Genomic DNA, 20677 nt, shown 5'->3' on the forward strand with positions numbered 1-20677 from the left:
CTTCAGGTAGATCCTGAGGCAATGGCCGAGGATGTCATGCAGACCAGTCAGTTATTTACCGCACTTCAACAACGACAACAACAACGTGATCACCTTTATCTCAACGTGCTGGTTGTCATAGTGTTTTTGGCGTTTTTCATTAGTTTATGTGTCGGTGATATTTGGATTTGGCCCACTCAGTGGTTCAGCGAAACCGGGCAATTATTCGTCTGGCAGTTACGTTTGCCTCGAGCATTGGCAGTGATGATGGTAGGGGCGAGTCTTGCCGTATCTGGCGCCGTCATGCAGGCATTGTTTGAGAATCCATTAGCAGAACCGGGCTTATTAGGGGTGGCAAACGGCGCTGGTGTTGCGCTGGTAATGGCTGTTTTATTGGGGCACGGGTTGCTGCCTATCTGGTTTTTAAGTGCTTGTGCTATTGCGGGAGCCTTATTGATGACGGTGCTTCTGCTGGCTTTTGCCCGCCGACGCTTATTAACCAATGCTCGATTGTTGTTGGTTGGGGTTGCTTTGGGAATTGTTTGTAGCGCCATTATGACGTGGGCAGTTTATTTCAGCACCAGCTTGGATTTACGCCAATTAATGTATTGGATGATGGGCGGATTTAGCGGTATTGACTGGCGGCAACAAGGGCTAGTGCTCGCATTGCTACCTGTTGTTATTTGGCTCTGTTGCCAAGGTCATGTACTTAATTTTATGTCTCTCGGTGAACAACAAGCCCGACAATTGGGGGTTTCTCTCCATCTATGGCGGAACTTATTGGTTCTCGCGATTGGTCTACTGGTGGGTATTAGTGTTGCCCTGGCGGGAGTGATCAGCTTTATTGGCCTGGTCATTCCACATATCTTACGGCTGACGGGGTTAACGGATCAGCGCCGGTTATTGGCTGGATGTGCCTTGGCGGGGGGCGGAATATTGTTATTAGCCGATGTCGTGGCGCGAATCGCCTTATTCTCGGCAGAATTGCCGATTGGTGTGGTAACGGCAACCTTAGGCGCGCCATTATTTATCTGGTTGCTGACACGAGTGAACCGTGTAAAGTGATCAGCCTTACATGGGCTTATGTTCCGGTAGGTTTATCATCGCTGAATAAGGATTCCTCCTGATGAATGATTCAATTTATTCCATCCCAGTAAAAACAATTGAAAACCAATCAGTTAAGCTGGAAAAGTATAAAGGTTCGGTTTTGCTGGTGGTCAATGTCGCTTCCCAATGCGGTTTAACCAAGCAGTATGAAGGTTTGGAAAATCTGTACAAAACTTATCAGCAGCAGGGTTTTGAGGTATTAGGATTTCCTAGTAATGAGTTTGCGGGGCAAGAGCCGGGCAGCAACGAGGAAATTCAGGCATTCTGCCGCGGTACTTTTGGTGTTGATTTCCCGATGTTTAGCAAAATTGAAGTCAATGGCTCACAACGCCATCCTTTATACCAGCAATTGATCGCAGCTAAACCTGTTGCTGTAAAACCTGAAGGCAGTGAATTCTATCAGCGCTTAGCGAGTAAAGGGCGTGAACCAAAGCAGGTTGGCGATATTTTATGGAATTTTGAAAAATTCCTGATTAGCCGAGAGGGTGTGGTTCTTGAGCGTTTTGCTCCCGATATGACACCAGAAGACCCGATTTTGATCAATGCTATTACTCGGGCCTTAGCGGCTCACTAATTTACGGATGAAAAAGTTATTTTTATGTTATTGCAACTCAGTAATGTCAGTGTAGATACCCGTCTTGCTCCTTTTTCTACGCAAGTCGCTGCTGGGTTGCAAATTCATGTGATAGGCCCGAATGGGGCAGGGAAAAGTACGTTACTCACTGCTTTAGCGGGATTATTGCCCTCGGAAGGGGATATTACCCTCGCGGGGAAATCATTATCCCGTTATTTAGGGCATGACTTGGCTCGTTTTCGGGCTTATTTATCTCAACAACAATCGGCTCTGACAATGATGCCGGTTTTTCAATACCTTTCTCTTTATCAACCGGCAGGTGTTCCTCAGGATGCCATTGCGGCTACTATTGGTTATCTCTGTGAGAAATTACGATTAACCGACAAGTTATCTCGCATGTTGTCACAACTTTCTGGCGGAGAGTGGCAGCGGGTTCGTTTAGCGGCGGTTTTTTTGCAAGCTTGGCCAGATATTAATCCTGATAGTAAATTGCTGTTACTTGATGAGCCGTACACCGGTCTTGATGTCGCGCAAAAAGTGGCATTGGATAGTTTGCTACGCGAGTTCTGTTCTGCTGGCCGCAGCGCAATAATCAGCGCCCATGATCTTAATCACACCTTACAACAGGCTGACCAGGTTTGGTTAATGGCACGTGGTCATGTGCTGGCCCAAGGTGGGACTCATCAGGTGATGGAAACTCATATTCTCTCTGAAGTATTTGAGGTCGATTTCCAAATACACAGTTTTAATCAACAGAGTTGGATCATTACCAAAAGTTTTCAATCGTAAAATTTGTTGATTATTATTAGATTATATCCGCCAACAACCGGCCGGTATCTGTCGTTTCGATTTCGATACTTCCTTTCTGATAAAGATAATTAATCGTGGTCTCAACCGCGTCAGGATATCTTTTTCATTAGATTGATTTTTCTGAAAAAATGAATAATTCAACTTAAAATAATCACGTCAAATACTACCGCAAAAAAATCCTATCTTAAGGTTTATTTAAGGTTAATAAACTAAACTTCATGTTCAGCCAAGCATGTATCTATCTGAGTAGTGTTTAGTTTCCGTTAACTTATAGGGGCATATAGTTCCCCAAAGTGCCAAGTATCCTAGGGATTTCTCAATGCAGAATTTTTTGCCTTTTTCTCGTCCGGCGATTGGTTCGGACGAAATTAATGCGGTAGTAAAAGTGCTAGGCTCCGGTTGGATAACCACAGGCCCTCAGAACCAACAGTTGGAAACTGATTTTTGTAGCGCATTGGGTTGCAAACATGCAGTTGCTGTCTGTTCTGCTACGGCAGGTATGCATATTACGCTAATGGCGCTAGGGATTGGCCCTGGTGATGAGGTCATTACGCCATCTCAGACGTGGGTCTCAACCCTTAATATGATTGTGCTGCTGGGCGCTGAACCGGTAATGGTTGATATCGACCGCGACACCTTAATGGTGAATGCTGCGGATATTGAAGCCGCGATCACACCGAAAACCAAAGCCATTATTCCCGTTCATTATGCAGGGGCACCTTGTGATCTTGATGCTTTGCGTCTGATAGCCCAGCAATACGGAATCCCATTAATTGAAGATGCGGCTCATGCTGTTGGTACGCGTTATAAAGATCAATGGGTTGGTGAGAAAGGTACCGCTATCTTTTCTTTCCACGCTATCAAAAATATCACTTGTGCTGAGGGTGGTTTAATTGCCACTGACGATGATGAATTGGCAGCCAGAGTGCGCCGACTCAAGTTTCATGGCTTAGGAGTTGATGCCTTTGACCGCCAAATCCAAGGCCGCAGTCCGCAGGCTGAGGTTGTTGAGCCGGGATATAAATACAACTTATCGGATATTCACGCCGCTATTGCAGTGGTTCAACTTGGGCGTTTACCTGAAATCAACGCCCGCCGGCAAGAGCTAGTCGCTCGTTATCATGCGGCATTAGCTAATTCTCCTTTGCAACCTTTAGCTGTTCCGCATTATGCCCATCAACATGCCTGGCATCTTTTTATGGTGCGAGTTGATGAGGAACGTTGTGGCATTGACCGGGATTTACTGATGGCGCGTCTGAAAGATGCAGGGATAGGCACAGGGTTGCATTTTCGTGCGGCGCATACCCAGAAATATTATCGCGAGCGTTATCCGCGCCTTAACTTACCAAATACTGAGTGGAATTCTGCCAGATTATGCACATTGCCCCTTTTCCCCGACATGCTAGACAGCGATGTTGATCGGGTGGTTGATGCATTGGCAACAATTATAGGGCCGCACCGTGTCTGAATGTAAAGAAATCAAGAAAGTCTCAATCGTTATCCCTGTTTATAACGAGCAAGAGAGTCTACCAGCATTAATAGAAAGGACGTTGGCTGCCTGTAAGTTACTAACGCAACCCTATGAAATTATTCTGGTTGATGATGGCAGTAGTGACAATTCCGCCGAGCTTTTGACGGCAGCGGCGAATGAGCCAGAGAGCCATATCATTGCCGTTTTACTCAATCGTAATTATGGACAACATTCCGCCATTATGGCGGGGTTCAATCAGGTCAGCGGCGACTTGGTCATTACACTTGATGCTGACTTGCAAAATCCGCCGGAAGAGATCCCTCGGCTGGTGAGTGTCGCTGAAGAGGGTTATGACGTCGTGGGCACTGTGCGTGCGAACCGTCAGGATTCTTTGTTTCGCAAGACGGCTTCCCGCATGATTAATATGATGATTCAACGCGCCACGGGGAAATCCATGGGTGATTATGGCTGCATGTTACGTGCTTATCGCCGTCATATCATTGAAGCAATGTTACACTGTCACGAACGCAGTACCTTCATTCCTATTCTGGCAAACACATTTGCCCGCCGCACGACTGAGATTACTGTGCATCATGCAGAACGTGAGTTTGGCGATTCTAAATATAGCCTGATGAAACTCATTAATCTGATGTATGACTTGATTACTTGCCTGACAACAACGCCATTACGCTTATTAAGTCTGGTAGGCAGTGTTATTGCACTTTCTGGTTTCACTCTCGCCGTGTTGTTAGTGGTTTTACGTTTGGTATTTGGCCCTGAATGGGCAGGCGGCGGCGTATTTACGCTGTTTGCCGTGTTGTTTATGTTCATTGGTGCCCAATTTGTTGGTATGGGATTACTCGGTGAATATATCGGTCGTATTTATAACGATGTGCGTGCGCGCCCGCGTTATTTCATACAGAAAGTGGTCAGCGCTGAGCAGACCGAAAATAATCAGGAAGTAGAAAAATGAAAGCGATTGTCTTTGCCTATCATGATATTGGCTGTGTCGGCCTGAAAGCCCTTGTTGAAGCCGGTTACGATATTCAGGCGGTCTTTACCCATACTGACTCTCCTGGCGAGAATCGCTTTTTCTCTTCTGTCGCCAAAGTGGCCGCAGATCTAGAGCTACCGGTATTTGCACCAGAAGATGTTAACCATCCGCTGTGGGTTGAACGTATTAAGCAATTACAGCCTGATATCATTTTCTCTTTCTACTACCGCAATATGCTCAGTGATGACATTTTGTCATCGGCACCCCGTGGTGGTTTTAATTTACATGGCTCTTTATTACCGAAATACCGTGGGCGAGCGCCGATTAACTGGGTGTTGGTCAATGGTGAGACAGAAACCGGTGTGACTTTACACCAGATGGTGAATAAAGCCGATGCAGGCCCGATTGTCGGTCAGCATAAAGTCATCATTAGTGAGACAGATACTGCCTTAACGCTACATGCAAAAATACGTGATGCCGCCCAAGAATTGCTGCATGACCTATTGCCTAAAATGAAAAGTGCGTCATTACCTCTGGTACCCCAAAAAGAAGCCGGAGCCAGCTATTTTGGCCGCCGTACGGCAGATGATGGCGAAATTTATTGGCAAAAATCAGCATCAGAAATCAATAATCTGGTGCGCGCAGTGACCGAACCTTACCCCGGTGCGTTCAGTTATCTTGGGCAACGCAAATTGATCGTCTGGCGCGCACGTCCACTCAATATTGTTCATGGCAAGCAAGCTGGTACCGTGCTGTCAACCTCTCCATTAGTTGTCGCTTGTGGTGAAGGCGCGCTGGAAATTATGACGGGTCAGGGGGAGGACGGGTTATATGTTCAGGGGCACCGTTTGGCCCAAGAGATGGGGATTGTCACTGACGTCCGTCTCGGTAACAAGCCAAGTAAAATCCTGAAAAGACGTACCCGCGTATTGATATTGGGCGTCAATGGCTTCATTGGTAACCATCTAACTGAGCGTTTGTTGCGTGATGACCGCTACGAAGTTTATGGCTTAGATATTGGTTCTGATGCCATCAGTCGTTTCCTGGACAACCCGAATTTCCATTTTGTTGAGGGTGACATTAGTATTCATTCCGAATGGATTGAATATCACATTAAAAAATGTGACGTTATTTTGCCTTTGGTAGCGATTGCGACCCCTATTGAATATACCCGTAATCCGTTGCGTGTTTTCGAATTAGATTTTGAAGAAAACCTAAAAATCGTTCGTGATTGTGTTAAATACAATAAACGTATTGTCTTCCCATCCACCTCCGAAGTGTATGGCATGTGTGATGATAAAGAATTCGATGAAGACAGTTCACGACTGATTGTTGGGCCGATTAATAAACAGCGTTGGATTTACTCGGTTTCCAAACAACTGTTAGACCGTGTTATCTGGGCTTACGGCGCGAAAGAAAATTTGAAATTTACCCTGTTCCGTCCATTCAACTGGATGGGGCCGCGTTTGGATAATCTTGATGCCGCCCGCATTGGCAGTTCCCGCGCCATTACGCAGCTTATTTTAAATCTGGTCGAAGGCTCGCCAATTAAACTTGTCGATGGTGGGGAGCAAAAGCGTTGCTTTACAGATATTCATGATGGTATTGAAGCATTATTCCGTATTATTGAGAATCGTGATGGTGCCTGTGATGGACAGATAATCAATATCGGGAACCCAACCAATGAAGCCAGTATTCGTGAATTGGCGGAAATGTTATTAAGCAGTTTCGAACAACACGAATTACGCGATAAATTCCCGCCGTTTGCGGGCTTTAAAGATATCGAAAGCAGCGCATATTATGGGAAAGGCTATCAGGACGTAGAACATCGCACGCCAAGTATTCGTAATGCGCGGCGTATATTACAATGGCAACCAGAAATTACTTTGCAACAAACCGTCACGGAAACTTTGGACTTCTTCCTGCGTGGTGTTGTTATTGAGCAGAGTGTTATTGAGCAGAGTGTTAATGAGAAAAATGCTATTGAGCAAAACAAAACCTCGAAGGATGAACATCAGGTATGAAGCAAGTTGGCCTGAGGATTGATGTAGATACCTACCGTGGGACGAAGGAAGGTGTGCCATCATTACTTGCTGTACTGGAAAAATATGATATTAGTGCCAGCTTTTTTTTCAGTGTTGGGCCGGATAATATGGGGCGCCATTTATGGCGCCTTTTCCGCCCCCGTTTCCTGTGGAAAATGCTGCGTTCTAATGCTGCCTCGCTTTATGGCTGGGATATCTTGCTGGCCGGAACGGCCTGGCCGGGTAAGCAAATCGCTAAAGATTTCGGCCCGTTGATGAAAGAGACTTTACAGGCGGGGCACGAAGTTGGCTTACATGCTTGGGACCATCAAGGTTGGCAAGCTAAAGTCGCCTCTTGGTCAGAACAGCAATTAACTGCGCAGGTGCAATGGGGCGTTGATGCATTACAAGAAAGCATTCAGCAACCGGTCACCTGTTCTGCGGCGGCGGGTTGGCGTGCCGATGAACGTGTTTTGGCAGTAAAACAGTTGTTCTCATTCAGCTACAACAGTGATTGCCGTGGTACTCATCCTTTCCGCCCATTGTTGCCTGATGGCCGCTTGGGTACTGTACAAATTCCCGTCACTTTACCCACTTACGATGAAGTGGTGGGCAGTGAGGTTCGGGCCGAAGACTTTAATGATTTCATTATGAATGCCATTTCACATGATAGCGGTGTGCCGGTTTACACCATTCATGCTGAAGTCGAAGGGATGTCACAGGCATTGATGTTCGAACAATTATTGATGACGGCGCAGGAGCGCGGTATTCAATTTTGTGCTCTGAGTTCACTATTACCCGAAAATCTGGATTCACTCCCCGTAGGGAAAGTTGTACGAGCTGCTTTTCCAGGGCGAGAGGGGTGGCTAGGGTGTCAGTCAGATATAAAGGATGTGCAATGAGGCTGTTAAAAGGAAGTGGCGCTGCGCTGCTGGCATTGTTTTTTGCTTTGGTTTATCTATTGCCGATTAATAGCCGTTTATTATGGCAGCCTGATGAAACACGTTATGCTGAAATAAGCCGCGAAATGTTACAGCGTGGCGACTGGGTGGTACCGCATTTACTGGGAATTCGTTATTTTGAAAAACCTATCGCGGGATATTGGTTCAATAATATTAGCCAGTGGATCTTTGGTGATACAAATTTTGCCGTACGATTCGGTTCAATATTTAGTACTGCCCTGAGTGCCGTCCTGGTTTATTGGTTGGCAACGTTATTATGGCGTAACCGCTCCACATCGTTTTTAGCGGCATTAATTTACCTTTCCATGCTGTTGGTATTTAGTATTGGTTCTTATGCCGTACTGGATCCGATGATTTCATTATGGCTCACTGCATCGATGGTTTGTTTTTATCTCACGCTGCGAGCAGAAACCGCAAAACAAAAAGCAGGAGCTTATCTCCTCCTTGGTTTGGCTTGCGGTATGGGCTTCATGACTAAGGGGTTTCTGGCATTGGCAGTGCCGGTCATCTCGGTATTGCCGATTGTCATACAGCAAAAAAGAGTAAAAGAGCTGATTGTTTTTGGTCCGATAGCCATCGTGGGTGCGGTAATATTGAGCTTGCCGTGGGCATTAGCTATTGCTCAACGCGAGCCTGATTTTTGGCGCTATTTTTTCTGGGTCGAACATATTCAGCGCTTTGCAGAGAAAGACGCTCAGCATAAAGCCCCCATTTGGTATTATTTACCTATTCTGTGTCTGGGGGTTTTGCCTTGGTTGGGGTTATTACCTGGAGCCTTACTGAAAGGGTGGCGCGAACGGGTTGCACGGCCGGAGCTATTCTTTTTACTCAGTTGGGTATTAATGCCGTTGCTATTTTTCAGTGTGGCTAAAGGGAAACTTCCGACTTATATTTTGCCCTGTATGGCACCATTATCTTTATTGATGGCCGCTTATGCTACTGATTGTGCTGAGAAGATGCGCATGCGGGCATTAAAGATTAATGCTGCGATAAACCTCGGCTTTGGGCTTATTTGTGCAGTGGCTATCTTGATTATTGGTATGGGGCTGGTGGCTCATCTGGTGGCATATGAACCTCATGAACATCAAAAAGTCGTACTGGCGACAATTGCCTTTGCCGGATGGGGGATAGTCGGTTTTGTTACTCTGCGTAATAATGCGCGCCATTGGCGCTGGGCTGCGGCTTGCCCATTGCTGTTTATAGTGCTGGTAGGTTATCTGATCCCACAACAGGTCATTGATTCCAAACAGCCGCAGAACTTCATTCGGAGTAATTTTGTCGAACTCAATAGTAGCCGTTATGTGGCCACTGACAGTGTGGGTGTCGCGGCTGGGCTTGCTTGGGAGCTAAAACGCAGCGATATTTTGATGTTTAGCGAAAAGGGCGAATTGGCTTATGGGCTGAATTATGCTGACAGTGAAAGTCACTATATCAATGGCCGAAATTTCAACGATTGGCTAGCTGAGGCTCGTAAGCTAGGTGATGTTTCACTGGTGGTTCAATTATCCCGCGATGAGAAAATACCGGATACTTTACCTGCAGCGGATAAAGTTAACCTGATGAATCGCTTAGTCCTTTTGTGGTACAAGAAAACACCATGACCAACTACCTGTTATTGATAATGGTCAGTTTATTGACCTGTGCGGGGCAGTTGTGTCAGAAACAAGCAGCGCAATGTTGGGCCTTGCCGCAAGAAAAGCGGCTGGCCCCGGTATTGCGCTGGCTGGTTAGTGCCGTGTTTTTACTCGGTTTGGGGATGTTGCTGTGGTTACGTTTACTGCAACATTTACCTCTGAGTGTGGCGTATCCAATTCTCAGTTTTAATTTCGTGTTAGTCACCTTGGCCGCTCAACTGTTTTATGGCGAGAAAGCGACTTCTCGCCATTGGTTGGGGGTCGCTTCCATTATGTTTGGTATTCTTTTAATTAGTTGGCAGTTATGAAAGGGTATGGCTGGGGAATCGGAAGTGTACTGCTGGTGACGGCTGCACAATTAATATTGAAATGGGGCATGATGAATACGCCATTAATGTCGTTAGCCGATATTAATGGGCAATTCTTATTCAATCACCTGACACAATTACTCGCCGTTATTTGCGGGCTGGCGGGATATGCTTTATCAATGTTGTGTTGGTTCTTTGCACTAAGATATTTACCGCTCAATCGTGCATATCCACTATTAAGCCTCAGTTATGCATTGGTTTATTTAGGCGCTGTATCACTCCCATGGTTTAGTGAGTCTGCAACTTTACTGAAGACATTGGGTGCGGGCTTTATTTTACTGGGCATATGGTTGATTAATACAAAACCAATAAAAAGAGACTGAAATTTCCATCCAATTGATATTTAACTGATAAATATCAAATCATAGTGGTTTTATAGACATGAGATTCAGAAGTAGGCTGAGTAATGAGAGTCACCAGCATGCCCGCAACTTGAAAGATGGTGGGTATGTACCCTAAATAATTCGAGTTGCAGGAAAGCAGCCAACGCACATGCAATTTGAAGTATGACGGGTATAACTTGTTTTTTCCAAAATCGATAGTTAAATTACCTTACTGATATCCTTCATTAGCAACTAGCTGATTGTATAGTGAATTGGCTAAGCTAAGCTTTACCTTGGTGAATTATTGATGCGGATACGTTTCTGGATCTTTCTGATCAGTATTATCCTTGCTGGCTGTAGCAGCCATGCCCCGACACCAAGTGGTCACTTGTCTGATTCTATTGTGGTGGTTGCCAAACTGAATGAACAACTGCGCCAGTGGGAGGGCACGCCTTATCGTAATGGTGGGTTAGACCAACGCGGCGTTGATTGTTCTGGTTTTGTTTACCGCACATTCCGTGATCGTTTTGATATGCAATTGCCTCGCACGACTATTGCGCAAACCACGTTAGGCACGAAAGTCCCCCGTGATGAACTGATGCCAGGTGATTTAGTGTTCTTTAAAACCGGCAGCGGGCAAAATGGATTACACGTTGGCATTTACGATACTAATGATGAATTCATTCATGCCTCAACGAGCAAAGGTGTCATTCGTTCATCGCTAGAGAATGTTTACTGGAAACGGGTGTATTGGCAAGCGCGCCGTATGTGAAACATCCCCTTCACCCTTGAAGCCGCAGGGGTGTTAGCTGCGCTCACGCACCCGAATCACTTACTTGATGTAAGCTCATCGGGATGAGTTTGCTGGCTGCCTACCTGCAACTCCAATGGTATTGGGGTATTCCTTCACCTTTGAAGCCGCAGGGGTGTTAGCTGCGCTCACACTCATTCACCCGAACCTAAAGATATCTAGGCCGATTATGTTATCTTAGTGGCTGCTTATTCTGGTTCGGAGCCGCGTTTATGTCATCCCTTCGGTTACTCATTTCTGATTCCTATGATCCCTGGTTCAATCTGGCGGTAGAAGAGTGTATTTTTCGCCAAATGTCGCCGGATCAGCGGGTTCTGTTTTTATGGCGTAATGCCAATACCGTGGTCATAGGCCGCGCGCAGAACCCATGGAAAGAGTGTAATACCCGGCGTATGGAACAAGATGGGGTGAAGCTGGCCCGGCGTAGCAGCGGTGGCGGGGCAGTATTTCATGATTTGGGTAATACCTGTTTTACTTTTATGGCCGGTAAACCGGAATACGATAAAACGATATCAACTCAAATTATTCTGAATGCATTGGCCTCTATGGGTATCCAGGCTACGGCATCGGGCCGCAATGATTTGGTGGTGGTCAAGCATGATGGTGAGCGCAAAGTCTCCGGTTCTGCTTATAAAGAAACTAAAGATCGTGGTTTTCATCATGGGACTTTATTGCTCAACGCTGATCTCAATCGTCTGGCTGATTATCTCAATCCTGACCCGAAAAAATTGCAGGCCAAAGGCATTACCTCGGTGCGGTCACGGGTGACGAATCTGGTGGAGTTACTGCCAGGAATTGATCACGAAAAGGTTTGTGTCGCCATCCAACAAGCTTTTTTCAATTATTACGATGAAAAAGTCTCAGCAGAAATCATCTCCCCACAAGCATTGCCCGATCTGCCCGGTTTCACCGAACAATTTGCCAAACAGAGTAGCTGGGAGTGGAACTTTGGTCAGGCCCCGGCATTTAGCCATCTGGTCGATACCCGTTTTGTCTGGGGCGGAATTGAACTGCATTTTGATGTATTGCACGGTGCAATTGACCGCTGCCAAATATTTACTGACAGTTTGAATCCAGCGCCGTTGGAAGCCCTCGCCGAACGATTACAGGGCACAACTTATCGCCCCGACGCCATTAATGCGATTTGCTTGCAATTAAGTGATGATTTTCCTGACTCACAAGCTGAACTGTTACAAGTTCGCCAGTGGTTGGCGGAGGTTATGCGCTGATGGGAATGGATGATAAAACACCTCAGTTTAATAGTAGCTATGGGCAGAAATTGAGCGGTTTTTATACTCATTTGCAACCCACACCTTTAAAAGGGGCGCGGCTGCTTTATCACAGTGAGCCGCTCGCGCGCGAACTGGAGCTTGATGCTAGTTGGTTTAGCGACCCGAAAGCGGCGGTATGGGCGGGCGAAACGCTATTACCCGGTATGGAGCCATTGGCACAAGTGTATAGCGGCCACCAATTTGGTATGTGGGCGGGGCAATTGGGGGATGGGCGCGGTATTTTACTGGGAGAACAACAGCTTAGTGATGGCAGGCAGATGGACTGGCATTTGAAAGGCGCCGGTCTAACGCCCTATTCCCGCATGGGGGATGGGCGGGCAGTATTGCGCTCCGTAGTGCGCGAGTTTTTGGTCTCTGAAGCTTTGCACCACTTAGGGATCCCTACCAGCCGCGCGTTGACCATCGTGACCAGCGACCATCCGGTTTATCGCGAGCAAACAGAGCGGGGGGCGATGCTATTACGAGTGGCTGAAAGCCATGTGCGTTTCGGTCATTTCGAGCATTTCTACTACCGCCAGCAGCCCGCTCAAGTTAAACAGCTTGCCGATTATGTTATCGCGCGACACTGGCCGCAGTTCGTAGGGCAAGAAGAATGCTATTTGCTGTGGTTTACTGACGTGGTTAAGCGCACTGCACGGCTAATGGCCCACTGGCAGACGGTGGGTTTTGCCCATGGTGTGATGAATACCGACAATATGTCGATACTGGGCATCACCATGGATTATGGCCCATTCGGTTTTCTTGATGATTATGTCCCCGGTTATATATGTAATCATTCTGATCATCAAGGGCGCTATGCTTTTGATAATCAGCCTGCGGTGGCATTATGGAACCTGCATCGGCTGGGGCAGGCGCTGTCTGGTCTACTGACCGCGGAGCAGTTGCAGCGGGGGCTGGAGGCCTATGAGCCAGAATTAATGGCGGCTTACGGCCAGCAAATGCGCACCAAATTAGGCTTCTCTGAGCGTGATAGTCAGGATAATGACTTATTGACCGGGTTATTGAGTTTGATGATCAAAGAAGGGCGGGATTATACCCGGACTTTCCGTTTGCTGAGTGAGGTGGAAATACACTCCGCGCAATCGCCATTGCGGGATGATTTTATCGACAGAGCCGCTTTTGATAGTTGGTACAGCCGTTATCGCGCGCGTTTGCAACAAGAGCCGATTGATGATGCACAGCGCCAGCAAATCATGAAAGCAGCGAATCCTCACTATATATTGCGTAACTATTTGGCGCAGTTGGCTATTGAACACGCTGAAAAAGATGATATTCAGCTCTTGCAGCGTTTACATCAGGCGTTGCAGCAGCCTTTTGCTGACCAACCTGAATTCAACGACTTAGCGGCATTGCCACCAGAGTGGGGCAAGCATTTGGACATTTCCTGCTCCAGCTAGTCAGAATAGGTGGCAGGAGGACTTTCCCGCCACCCGAGTTTTTCCCCTCAGTTAGTTTCAGCCGCCGCGCGAAGTTGGTTGAGCATATCCGGAGTTTGTAAGCCGAACCCCAGTAGAGCCATGTCATCAAGCACCAGCAGGCGTTTTTGTTTACCTGCCGGTGTGAGGGCCAGCCCCGGTAAGCGCCAGACATTCTCTACGCCCTTGAGCGCCGCCACGCCATGGGTGGTGACAATCAGCAAATCAGGCGCACTGGCGATGATCCCCTCCTGTGACAAAGGGCGATATCCGCTAAATTCCTCAATGGCATTTTTCAGCCCTGCCGCCCGGAACATACTCTCTGCGGCAGTATCTACTCCCGCCGCTAAGGGCGGAATTCCTGCATGAATCATGACAAATAATGCTTTCACTGGCAGCGGGGTTGAAACCACCGTGGCTAGCTGCTGTTGGTAATGCTGAATCAGTTGTTGGCCTTTTTCTTCTTGATTCACAGTGGCGGCAATCATCCGTATCTTATCTATTACTCTTTCCGGCGATTTATCTGCCGGAACAAAGATAAGCTGGATCCCGTGATCTTTCACTTGTCTTAATGCCCTTGAAGACTCGGCGCGTGCGGTGCTCAACACCAATGTGGGTTTTAAAGCAAGAATGCCCTCCACATTCAGCAGGCGCATATAACCCACGTTGGGCAGCGCTTTTAGTGGCGCAGGATTCAGACTGGTGCTGTCACGGGCGACAATGTGCTCACCGGCACCTAATGCGTAGGTGATTTCAGAAACATCGCCGCCAATGGTTACGATACGTTGTGTTGCAAGGCAATTTATTGAAATAACATAAATAAGTGAAATGAAAAATCTAAATGAAACGACCAATTTAAATGCCGCTGTCCATTTATTCATCCAGAGTACCTATTGCGATCAATCCAGCTAATTGATCATGCCATTTATTTTGCTCGGGTTGACCTTCGCTGCGTTGACCAAAGATTTGCAAAATATGCTTACCCTGCTTATCAAGCAATTCCAGACTTGAGACAAATCCCTCTTTAGTCGGCTTGCGCGTCACCCAACTTTCGGCGATAGCTAACTGATTTATCTGCAAATTAAACTGATGGTCTCTCACGGTTACCCACCAGCCGTCAGCGGGGTTTTCCTGTTGCGAAATCTCAAGTTGTTCAATAACCCCGGTGAATATTTGCATGCATCCACTGTTGCCGACGAACATCATTATTTCATTTTGGTCAGTGTGAGCGGCGTTAAGTATTTGTATTAATGCTTGATTGTTAACCCGACAAGCTAAGTCATCTTTAACCGCGTTAAAAGCCTGTTGGCGGGTAATGTTATGGCGCTTCAGCAGCATAAAAAATTGATGGATATCAGTCAGTTTGCGCCATTCAGCATCAATAATGGCGTTGTCGATGTGAGATACGGTGGAGGCTTCATCAGCAGGCTCTATTGTCAGCGGAGAATTATTCGCCGTACGATACTGAGCGACCAACGCGTGCCAGGCGTCTTGGTTTGTTTCCTCGGTACAATAGATCTGATGAATGGCATTGCCTTGAAAATCAAAGCATTGGATACTCAGTTGCTCACCGGACGCGGTGGTTTCGCGCAGGCTGAAAATAGTGCTCCAGTGGCGAAAAAACAGTCTTAAATCCAGTGCGCGCGGATTAAGGAGCAAACCCAGATGGCCATGGAGCCGCAAGTTCTGATACTCGCCGATCATTTCATGTGTCGCATGTGGGTTACGGGTGATTGAGCGGGTGACGCCAACTTTTTTTAACTCGGTAAGCAACAGGCTGGCGCTGATATCCAATCGTTCTGCATCCTCGCCCACCCGGACATAGGCCAGTTCGGCTTCGCTAACATTCAGTTTTTGGGCTAAATCACGCGAGGACAGTTCGGCGTGAGTTTGCTTGGTGTTGAGATAGCGTTGAGACAGTGTTATTTCCATTGATTTGTTCCTTGATAATCTAGTGCCGCAGCTTGTGAGGCTGCGACAGGGTTCCATAGAGCCAGTTAATTATGGTTGTTTATTGACCGCGCATCATGGTCAGCGGGATGAAATATCACCATTGATAGCTGATCAACAACTTAGCATTGCGCCCATCCTGTGGAATTTCTTGTGGCGAGTAATATTCTTTATTAAAGGCATTGGCCAGGACGGCCGTCGTGGTGACCCCGTTGAATGCCCCTTGCCCACGGTAGCTCAGATAAAAGTCATGCACGGCGTAACCCGCTTGCGGTTTATAGGGTTTACGTGACGAAGTTTGGGCGTCATTATTTTTCATAAATTTAGTGTTTCCCGCCATGGTGACTATCCAGCCGGTGCTAAAACCGCTGTTCGCCATCGGGATATGCAGGCGGCTAGTAACGGTGTCAGGATTGATGCTGTGAATAAATTGGCGAGTATCGAGGTTGATGCCACGGGTGCGGTTATAGGTCAGATTCCAGTCAAACCAGATGTTTTGGTAATCCAGCGAAGCATCCCAACCCCAGCTTTTGCTGCGGAGGATATTGATATAGGTGGAATAATTATCTTTAGGACCAAATTTAAACTTATCAAATCCAACCTTAACTTCACTAGTAATACGGTCTTTGGCGTAAATATTGAAATAGCTGGCCTTAAATTTGACGGTATCGTTATCGGCCAGCAAGTCATCAAACTGCAACCCAAAACCGGCCTCACGTGTGACGTTACTTTCAGGGGCTAAATTAGGATTAGGCCGCCAAAAATTGAACATGAAATGATTTGAATTATTATAAAGTTCAGCCAATGTTGGGGTGCGAAACGCCTGACTGTAAGCACCAAATAGCATTAACCAATCGGTCGGATTGACGGTTACCGCTCCGCGTGTGGACTGGTTTTTAGCTTCTCGATCAGCAAAACCCTCGCGGCTATTTTTATAGCGGTCGAAACGGGTGCCCACCAGCAAGGTCACCGGCAGGTCGCGTAAGGTCACTTCATTTTGTAGCCAACCGGAAGAAAATTTGATTTCAGCCGGGGGGAAACTGCGGGTAACGCCGTTAGGGATTTGCTGCTGGTGGTAGGTTTCCACGCCATAAGTCAGCAGATGAGCAGCCGGGCTGTGAGTGAATAGCGAGCTGCGATTCTCCAGTTTTACGCCACGGGTTATCTGCTTGCGGCTGCCGTAACCCTCACCGCGTACGTCATCGTTGACATTAATCTCGGAAGTGTAAACTTGCGTGGTGGCATCCAGCCAATTAAGGTGCTGCGGCTGTAGGCGGTAGGTTAGCTCGGCGTCGCGTTGGATAGTCGAGCGCGCCATCATCGGGCTGATATTATGCTTCAAGTTTGCCCCGCTCTGGTTGGCCATGCGGGGTTCCAACGCGCGGTTATTGTAATAGCGCAGAGCCGTACTTAATGATTGGTTATCAGAAAGGGAAATAGTGCCCTTGAGCATCAGGCTATCAATGGCTTCATCGTTGGGTGCCTCATCACCATTGCTTTGGCGAATATTTCCTGTCATACGTTTACTCAGGGCAATAATACCGTCGAAATGTTCAGTTCGACCAAAAGCAGACATCGTGAGGCCCTGGCTGTGGGAGGCGCTGGCGCTATTATGGCTAATTCGCATGCCCAACTTTTCACTCTCTGCGAGTAAATCCGCAGCATCAACCGTCTGGTAAGCAATAACTCCCCCCATGGCACCGCTACCAAATAGCGAGGTTGATGGGCTACGAATCACACTGACTTTCTTGATTAACGCCGGGTCAAGAAATGTGCCATTAAAATGTGTCCCTTTGATTCCCTGACGAATGCCATCGATTAACACCAGCACGCCGTATTGGTCATAGCCCCTGATATTCACGTTTTGCCCGTTGGTGCGGCCAACCCCGGTGATACTCACCCCCGGCACATTTTTTAGCATGTCGGTGGCGGTGGTGGCAGTTTGCTGCTGCGGCAGCGAAGCATCAATGACCGTCACGACACCGGGATGTTTAAAATTGTCGGCTATAGTGCGCGTACCGGTCACTTTCAGAGTGTCATTATGATTCTTTGACGAGGGGCTGGCGTTTGCCGCTGACGACAACGCCAGGGTAATAATCAGACTGCATGAAGATAAACGAAAGACATGAGGCATAAACAGCTTTCCTTGTATTATTCAATATAATCAATGGATTGCTGGCTGCCTAAGTATTAACTATTCGGTGGCTGGCGTGGTAAATTGCGATAAGACTTATCACCAAAAAGTGACTCAGAATTACTTAGTCAATATGAGTTTCCCGGTTTTAGTTTGGCGCAAATAATAAAGCTGGCCTTGGTGATTGATGGCGACAACATCATGTAGCCCAAGCAGTTGTTGGCTGTTAATACATGCAAATGGCACTGAGAGGGGTGTCTGGTCAGTGGCATTTTGAGTGTGATAAGTGGCTTTGTGCATAAGGCAATTCTTCAGAGTTCATATTATTATCAAGTTGATAATAATTATCATCCCCATTTGTGGTTTGTTTCAATCCTAATGTTTATTAGTCGTTATTCCGATGCATTTTTTTTCATTAGTTATTGGCGCTTTGACTGATTAGGGTCGGGAAAAAAGGGGAGTATACCAATGGAGGGGCTTTGTATATTTAGTACAGTGATGGAATGCCGGTGAAGAGAAAGCGATTCCATCACTGTTATAACGGGAATTAATGCTAATTAACCTTGCTATTCATTGCTCATTAAAACGGCTACTCACGGCATCCGCCAGTAAACTGAGCAACTGTTCAGTATCGGCCCAATTCAGACAAGGGTCAGTGATGGATTGCCCGTAAGTCAGCGGTTGGCCAGCCACAATTTTCTGTGTACCTTCAACCAAGAAGCTTTCCGCCATAACGCCGACGATAGCGGTAGAACCGGCACGGATCTGCTGGCCGATATCTGCTGCAACTTCTAACTGGCGGCGATGCATTTTCTGGCAATTGCCGTGGCTGAAATCCACCACTAAATGTTCGGGTAAATCAAATTCACGCAAACTATCACAAGCCGCCGCGAGGTCAGATGCACCATAATTGGGCGTTTTGCCACCACGCATGATGATGTGCCCATAGGGGTTGCCACGGGTTTGGTAGATAGTCATTTGCCCGGTTTTGTCTGGCGATAAAAACATGTGGCTCGCTTGTGCTGCACGGATAGCATCAATGGCGATGCGGGTGTTACCGTCAGTGCCATTTTTGAAGCCTACCGGGCAGGAGAGGGCTGATGCCATTTCGCGATGGATCTGGCTTTCCGTCGTCCTGGCCCCAATTGCGCCCCAACTAATCAAGTCGGCAATATATTGACCGGTCACCATATCCAGGAATTCGGTGGCGGTCGGCAAACCTAACTCATTGACGGCCAACAGTAAGCGCCGCGCCATTTCAATGCCCAAATTCACCTGACATGAGCCATCCAGTGCGGGGTCTGAAATCAACCCTTTCCAGCCGACCACTGTCCGTGGTTTTTCGAAATAGGTGCGCATGACGATTTCAAGGCGGTCTTGATAGCGAGTCCGTAATACATTCAGCCGCGTTGCATAATCGATTGCAGCATCCAGATCGTGAATCGAGCAAGGCCCGACAACCACCAATAAACGTGGGTCTTCACCGGTGAGTATTTTTTCAATCCGCTTACGTGACGCCGTCACATTATCAGCAACCGTCTCGGAAATCGGTAATTTTTCCGCCAATTGTTGTGGCGTCACCAAGCTATCGATGCGCGAGGTCCGCAGTTCATCAGTTTTGTGCATGAAAACTCTCTAAATCTATTCTTCTCTGCGGCAGAAATACCGGGAAGTGATGGCGATCACAATAAACCAAAAACAGATGAATTCAACCGCCAGCATCATGATTTATACAAATTTTGATTAAATAGGATGTAAACTATTTTTTGCGGGAATGCTATACCCACAAGCACTAAGTGGGTAATTAGAACATTCGGCGGCTCATCCCCAAAATATCCAGAATTTTGGTTGAGATCTCTTCGACGGAATAGTTGGTGGAATTCAGATAGCGAATCTGATTTTTACGAAACAGGGCCTCGACCTCTCCAACTTCAATCCGGCATTGGCGCAGCGATGCGTAACGGCTGTTTTCACGCCGTTCTTCACGAATGGCTGCCAGCCGCTCAGGGTTAATGGTTAAGCCAAACAGCTTCTGCTGGAAAGGTTTCAGCGCCGCCGGAAGCTGCAAATTGTCCATATCATCGGCGATAAAAGGGTAATTAGCGGCACGAATACCAAATTGCATGGCCAAATACAGACTGGTGGGGGTTTTGCCGCAGCGGGAAACACCCAATAAAATCACCTGAGCCTGGTCGAGATTACGCAGAGAAATGCCATCATCATGAGCCAGTGCATAGTCAATAGCGGCAATGCGCGCATCATATTTGTCCAGGTTACTGGCAGTTAAACCATGGGTGCGGTTGAGGACGGGTTGCGGTGATACCCCCAGTTCGCCCTGAAGTGGGGCCACCAGCGCTTGCACAATATCTTGGCAGAACCCTTCACTATGCTGAATGAGCTCCCGAACCTCAGCACTGATTATTGAATAGAAAACCAAGGGGCGGACGCCGGTCTCGCGATATATTGCATTAATCTTCTCGCACACCTCTTGAGCCCGCGTAGCACTTTCAACAAATGGCAGCGTAAAGGTGGTCGCTTTGACCGGAAACTGAGACAAAACAGCATGGCCGAGGACTTCTGCCGTGATTGCCGTACCATCCGAAATATAAAATACACTTCTTTCCACACTGACTCCTGAATAGTTTCCTGGCCGATCTTTGCCGTTGTTTAACGCTATCAGTGTGCCTTATTCGACCTAGCGGTAAAGTGTTCGCTGTCAGAATAGCCTGAAAATAGTTTTTCTTGTTGGGTTGATCGATTCACCTGTCCATGGGGTATGGATGATTGTGCTAGTCTGAAATGTACCCTACTGATCGTCCCATAATTAAT

19 protein-coding genes are annotated in these 20677 nt (G+C 47.2%); 13 read left to right on the forward strand and 6 right to left on the reverse strand.

What is annotated here, in order from left to right; translation table 11 throughout:
* The first annotated feature begins 36 nt into the window (after nucleotides 1–36).
* The 13 genes from btuC to OVO64_RS02945 all read left to right on the forward strand — a co-directional run bounded on the left by btuC (nucleotide 37) and on the right by OVO64_RS02945 (nucleotide 13746).
* Nucleotides 37–1044 carry a vitamin B12 ABC transporter permease BtuC gene (btuC, locus tag OVO64_RS02885; protein ID WP_038639479.1) on the forward strand — a complete coding sequence of 336 codons (1008 nt, stop codon included), beginning with the start codon at nucleotides 37–39 and terminating at the stop codon, nucleotides 1042–1044.
* Between the two features lie 61 nt (nucleotides 1045–1105).
* Nucleotides 1106–1660, forward strand: coding sequence for a glutathione peroxidase (locus OVO64_RS02890; RefSeq protein ID WP_038632581.1), 555 nt, complete (start codon nucleotides 1106–1108; stop codon nucleotides 1658–1660).
* Nucleotides 1661–1684: 24 nt separating this feature from the next.
* A complete protein-coding gene (btuD, locus tag OVO64_RS02895; RefSeq protein WP_038632583.1) occupies nucleotides 1685–2449 on the forward strand; it encodes a vitamin B12 ABC transporter ATP-binding protein BtuD in 765 nt (254 codons plus the stop codon).
* Nucleotides 2450–2789: 340 nt separating this feature from the next.
* Entirely contained in the window at nucleotides 2790–3938 is a 1149-nt protein-coding gene (gene arnB / locus OVO64_RS02900; RefSeq protein ID WP_038632585.1) for a UDP-4-amino-4-deoxy-L-arabinose aminotransferase, read from the forward strand.
* Nucleotides 3931–4914 (forward strand): undecaprenyl-phosphate 4-deoxy-4-formamido-L-arabinose transferase, encoded by a 984-nt coding sequence (gene arnC / locus OVO64_RS02905; protein WP_038632587.1) that lies wholly within the window; start codon nucleotides 3931–3933, stop codon nucleotides 4912–4914. The genes arnB and arnC overlap by 8 nt, the downstream gene beginning before the upstream one ends.
* A complete protein-coding gene (arnA, locus tag OVO64_RS02910) occupies nucleotides 4911–6959 on the forward strand; it encodes a bifunctional UDP-4-amino-4-deoxy-L-arabinose formyltransferase/UDP-glucuronic acid oxidase ArnA (RefSeq protein WP_050291671.1) in 2049 nt (682 codons plus the stop codon). Before arnC ends, arnA begins: the two co-directional genes overlap by 4 nt.
* Entirely contained in the window at nucleotides 6956–7861 is a 906-nt protein-coding gene (gene arnD / locus OVO64_RS02915) for a 4-deoxy-4-formamido-L-arabinose-phosphoundecaprenol deformylase (RefSeq protein ID WP_038632591.1), read from the forward strand. The genes arnA and arnD overlap by 4 nt, the downstream gene beginning before the upstream one ends.
* On the forward strand, nucleotides 7858–9522 hold the full coding sequence (gene arnT, locus OVO64_RS02920; RefSeq protein WP_145509437.1) for a lipid IV(A) 4-amino-4-deoxy-L-arabinosyltransferase: 1665 nt from the start codon (nucleotides 7858–7860) through the stop codon (nucleotides 9520–9522). Before arnD ends, arnT begins: the two co-directional genes overlap by 4 nt.
* A complete protein-coding gene (gene arnE, locus OVO64_RS02925) occupies nucleotides 9519–9863 on the forward strand; it encodes a 4-amino-4-deoxy-L-arabinose-phosphoundecaprenol flippase subunit ArnE (RefSeq protein ID WP_038632595.1) in 345 nt (114 codons plus the stop codon). Before arnT ends, arnE begins: the two co-directional genes overlap by 4 nt.
* Nucleotides 9860–10246 (forward strand): 4-amino-4-deoxy-L-arabinose-phosphoundecaprenol flippase subunit ArnF, encoded by a 387-nt coding sequence (arnF, locus tag OVO64_RS02930; RefSeq protein ID WP_038632597.1) that lies wholly within the window; start codon nucleotides 9860–9862, stop codon nucleotides 10244–10246. The genes arnE and arnF overlap by 4 nt, the downstream gene beginning before the upstream one ends.
* A 307-nt stretch (nucleotides 10247–10553) precedes the next feature.
* Complete coding sequence (locus OVO64_RS02935) at nucleotides 10554–11018, forward strand: NlpC/P60 family protein (RefSeq protein ID WP_038632599.1); 465 nt, start codon at nucleotides 10554–10556, stop codon at nucleotides 11016–11018.
* Between the two features lie 251 nt (nucleotides 11019–11269).
* The gene (locus OVO64_RS02940; RefSeq protein ID WP_038632601.1) at nucleotides 11270–12286 is read left to right on the forward strand and encodes a lipoate--protein ligase A; all 1017 of its coding nucleotides are present in this window, start codon (nucleotides 11270–11272) and stop codon (nucleotides 12284–12286) included.
* Nucleotides 12286–13746: a protein adenylyltransferase SelO gene (locus tag OVO64_RS02945; RefSeq protein ID WP_145509436.1), complete on the forward strand. Its 1461-nt coding sequence runs from the start codon at nucleotides 12286–12288 to the stop codon at nucleotides 13744–13746. The genes OVO64_RS02940 and OVO64_RS02945 overlap by 1 nt, the downstream gene beginning before the upstream one ends.
* A 47-nt stretch (nucleotides 13747–13793) precedes the next feature.
* Here the strand turns inward: OVO64_RS02945 and OVO64_RS02950 are convergent, their stop codons facing one another.
* The 6 genes from OVO64_RS02950 to OVO64_RS02975 form a co-directional block, all read right to left on the reverse strand.
* Nucleotides 13794–14645 carry a heme/hemin ABC transporter substrate-binding protein gene (locus tag OVO64_RS02950; protein WP_038632605.1) on the reverse strand — a complete coding sequence of 284 codons (852 nt, stop codon included), beginning with the start codon at nucleotides 14643–14645 and terminating at the stop codon, nucleotides 13794–13796.
* Nucleotides 14638–15696 (reverse strand): hemin-degrading factor, encoded by a 1059-nt coding sequence (locus OVO64_RS02955; RefSeq protein WP_145509435.1) that lies wholly within the window; start codon nucleotides 15694–15696, stop codon nucleotides 14638–14640. The genes OVO64_RS02950 and OVO64_RS02955 overlap by 8 nt, the downstream gene beginning before the upstream one ends.
* Before the next feature lie 115 nt (nucleotides 15697–15811).
* Nucleotides 15812–17848 (reverse strand): TonB-dependent hemoglobin/transferrin/lactoferrin family receptor, encoded by a 2037-nt coding sequence (locus tag OVO64_RS02960; protein ID WP_038632609.1) that lies wholly within the window; start codon nucleotides 17846–17848, stop codon nucleotides 15812–15814.
* Between the two features lie 120 nt (nucleotides 17849–17968).
* Nucleotides 17969–18148 (reverse strand): hemin uptake protein HemP, encoded by a 180-nt coding sequence (gene hemP, locus OVO64_RS02965; protein ID WP_038632610.1) that lies wholly within the window; start codon nucleotides 18146–18148, stop codon nucleotides 17969–17971.
* 270 nt (nucleotides 18149–18418) lie between these two features.
* Nucleotides 18419–19474 (reverse strand): 3-deoxy-7-phosphoheptulonate synthase, encoded by a 1056-nt coding sequence (locus OVO64_RS02970; RefSeq protein ID WP_038632612.1) that lies wholly within the window; start codon nucleotides 19472–19474, stop codon nucleotides 18419–18421.
* Between the two features lie 178 nt (nucleotides 19475–19652).
* On the reverse strand, nucleotides 19653–20474 hold the full coding sequence (locus OVO64_RS02975) for a pyruvate, water dikinase regulatory protein (protein ID WP_038632614.1): 822 nt from the start codon (nucleotides 20472–20474) through the stop codon (nucleotides 19653–19655).
* Nucleotides 20475–20677 lie beyond the last annotated feature (203 nt).

Source organism: Yersinia sp. Marseille-Q5920, assembly GCF_946902935.1.
In the GTDB taxonomy this organism is placed as follows: domain Bacteria; phylum Pseudomonadota; class Gammaproteobacteria; order Enterobacterales; family Enterobacteriaceae; genus Yersinia; species Yersinia rochesterensis.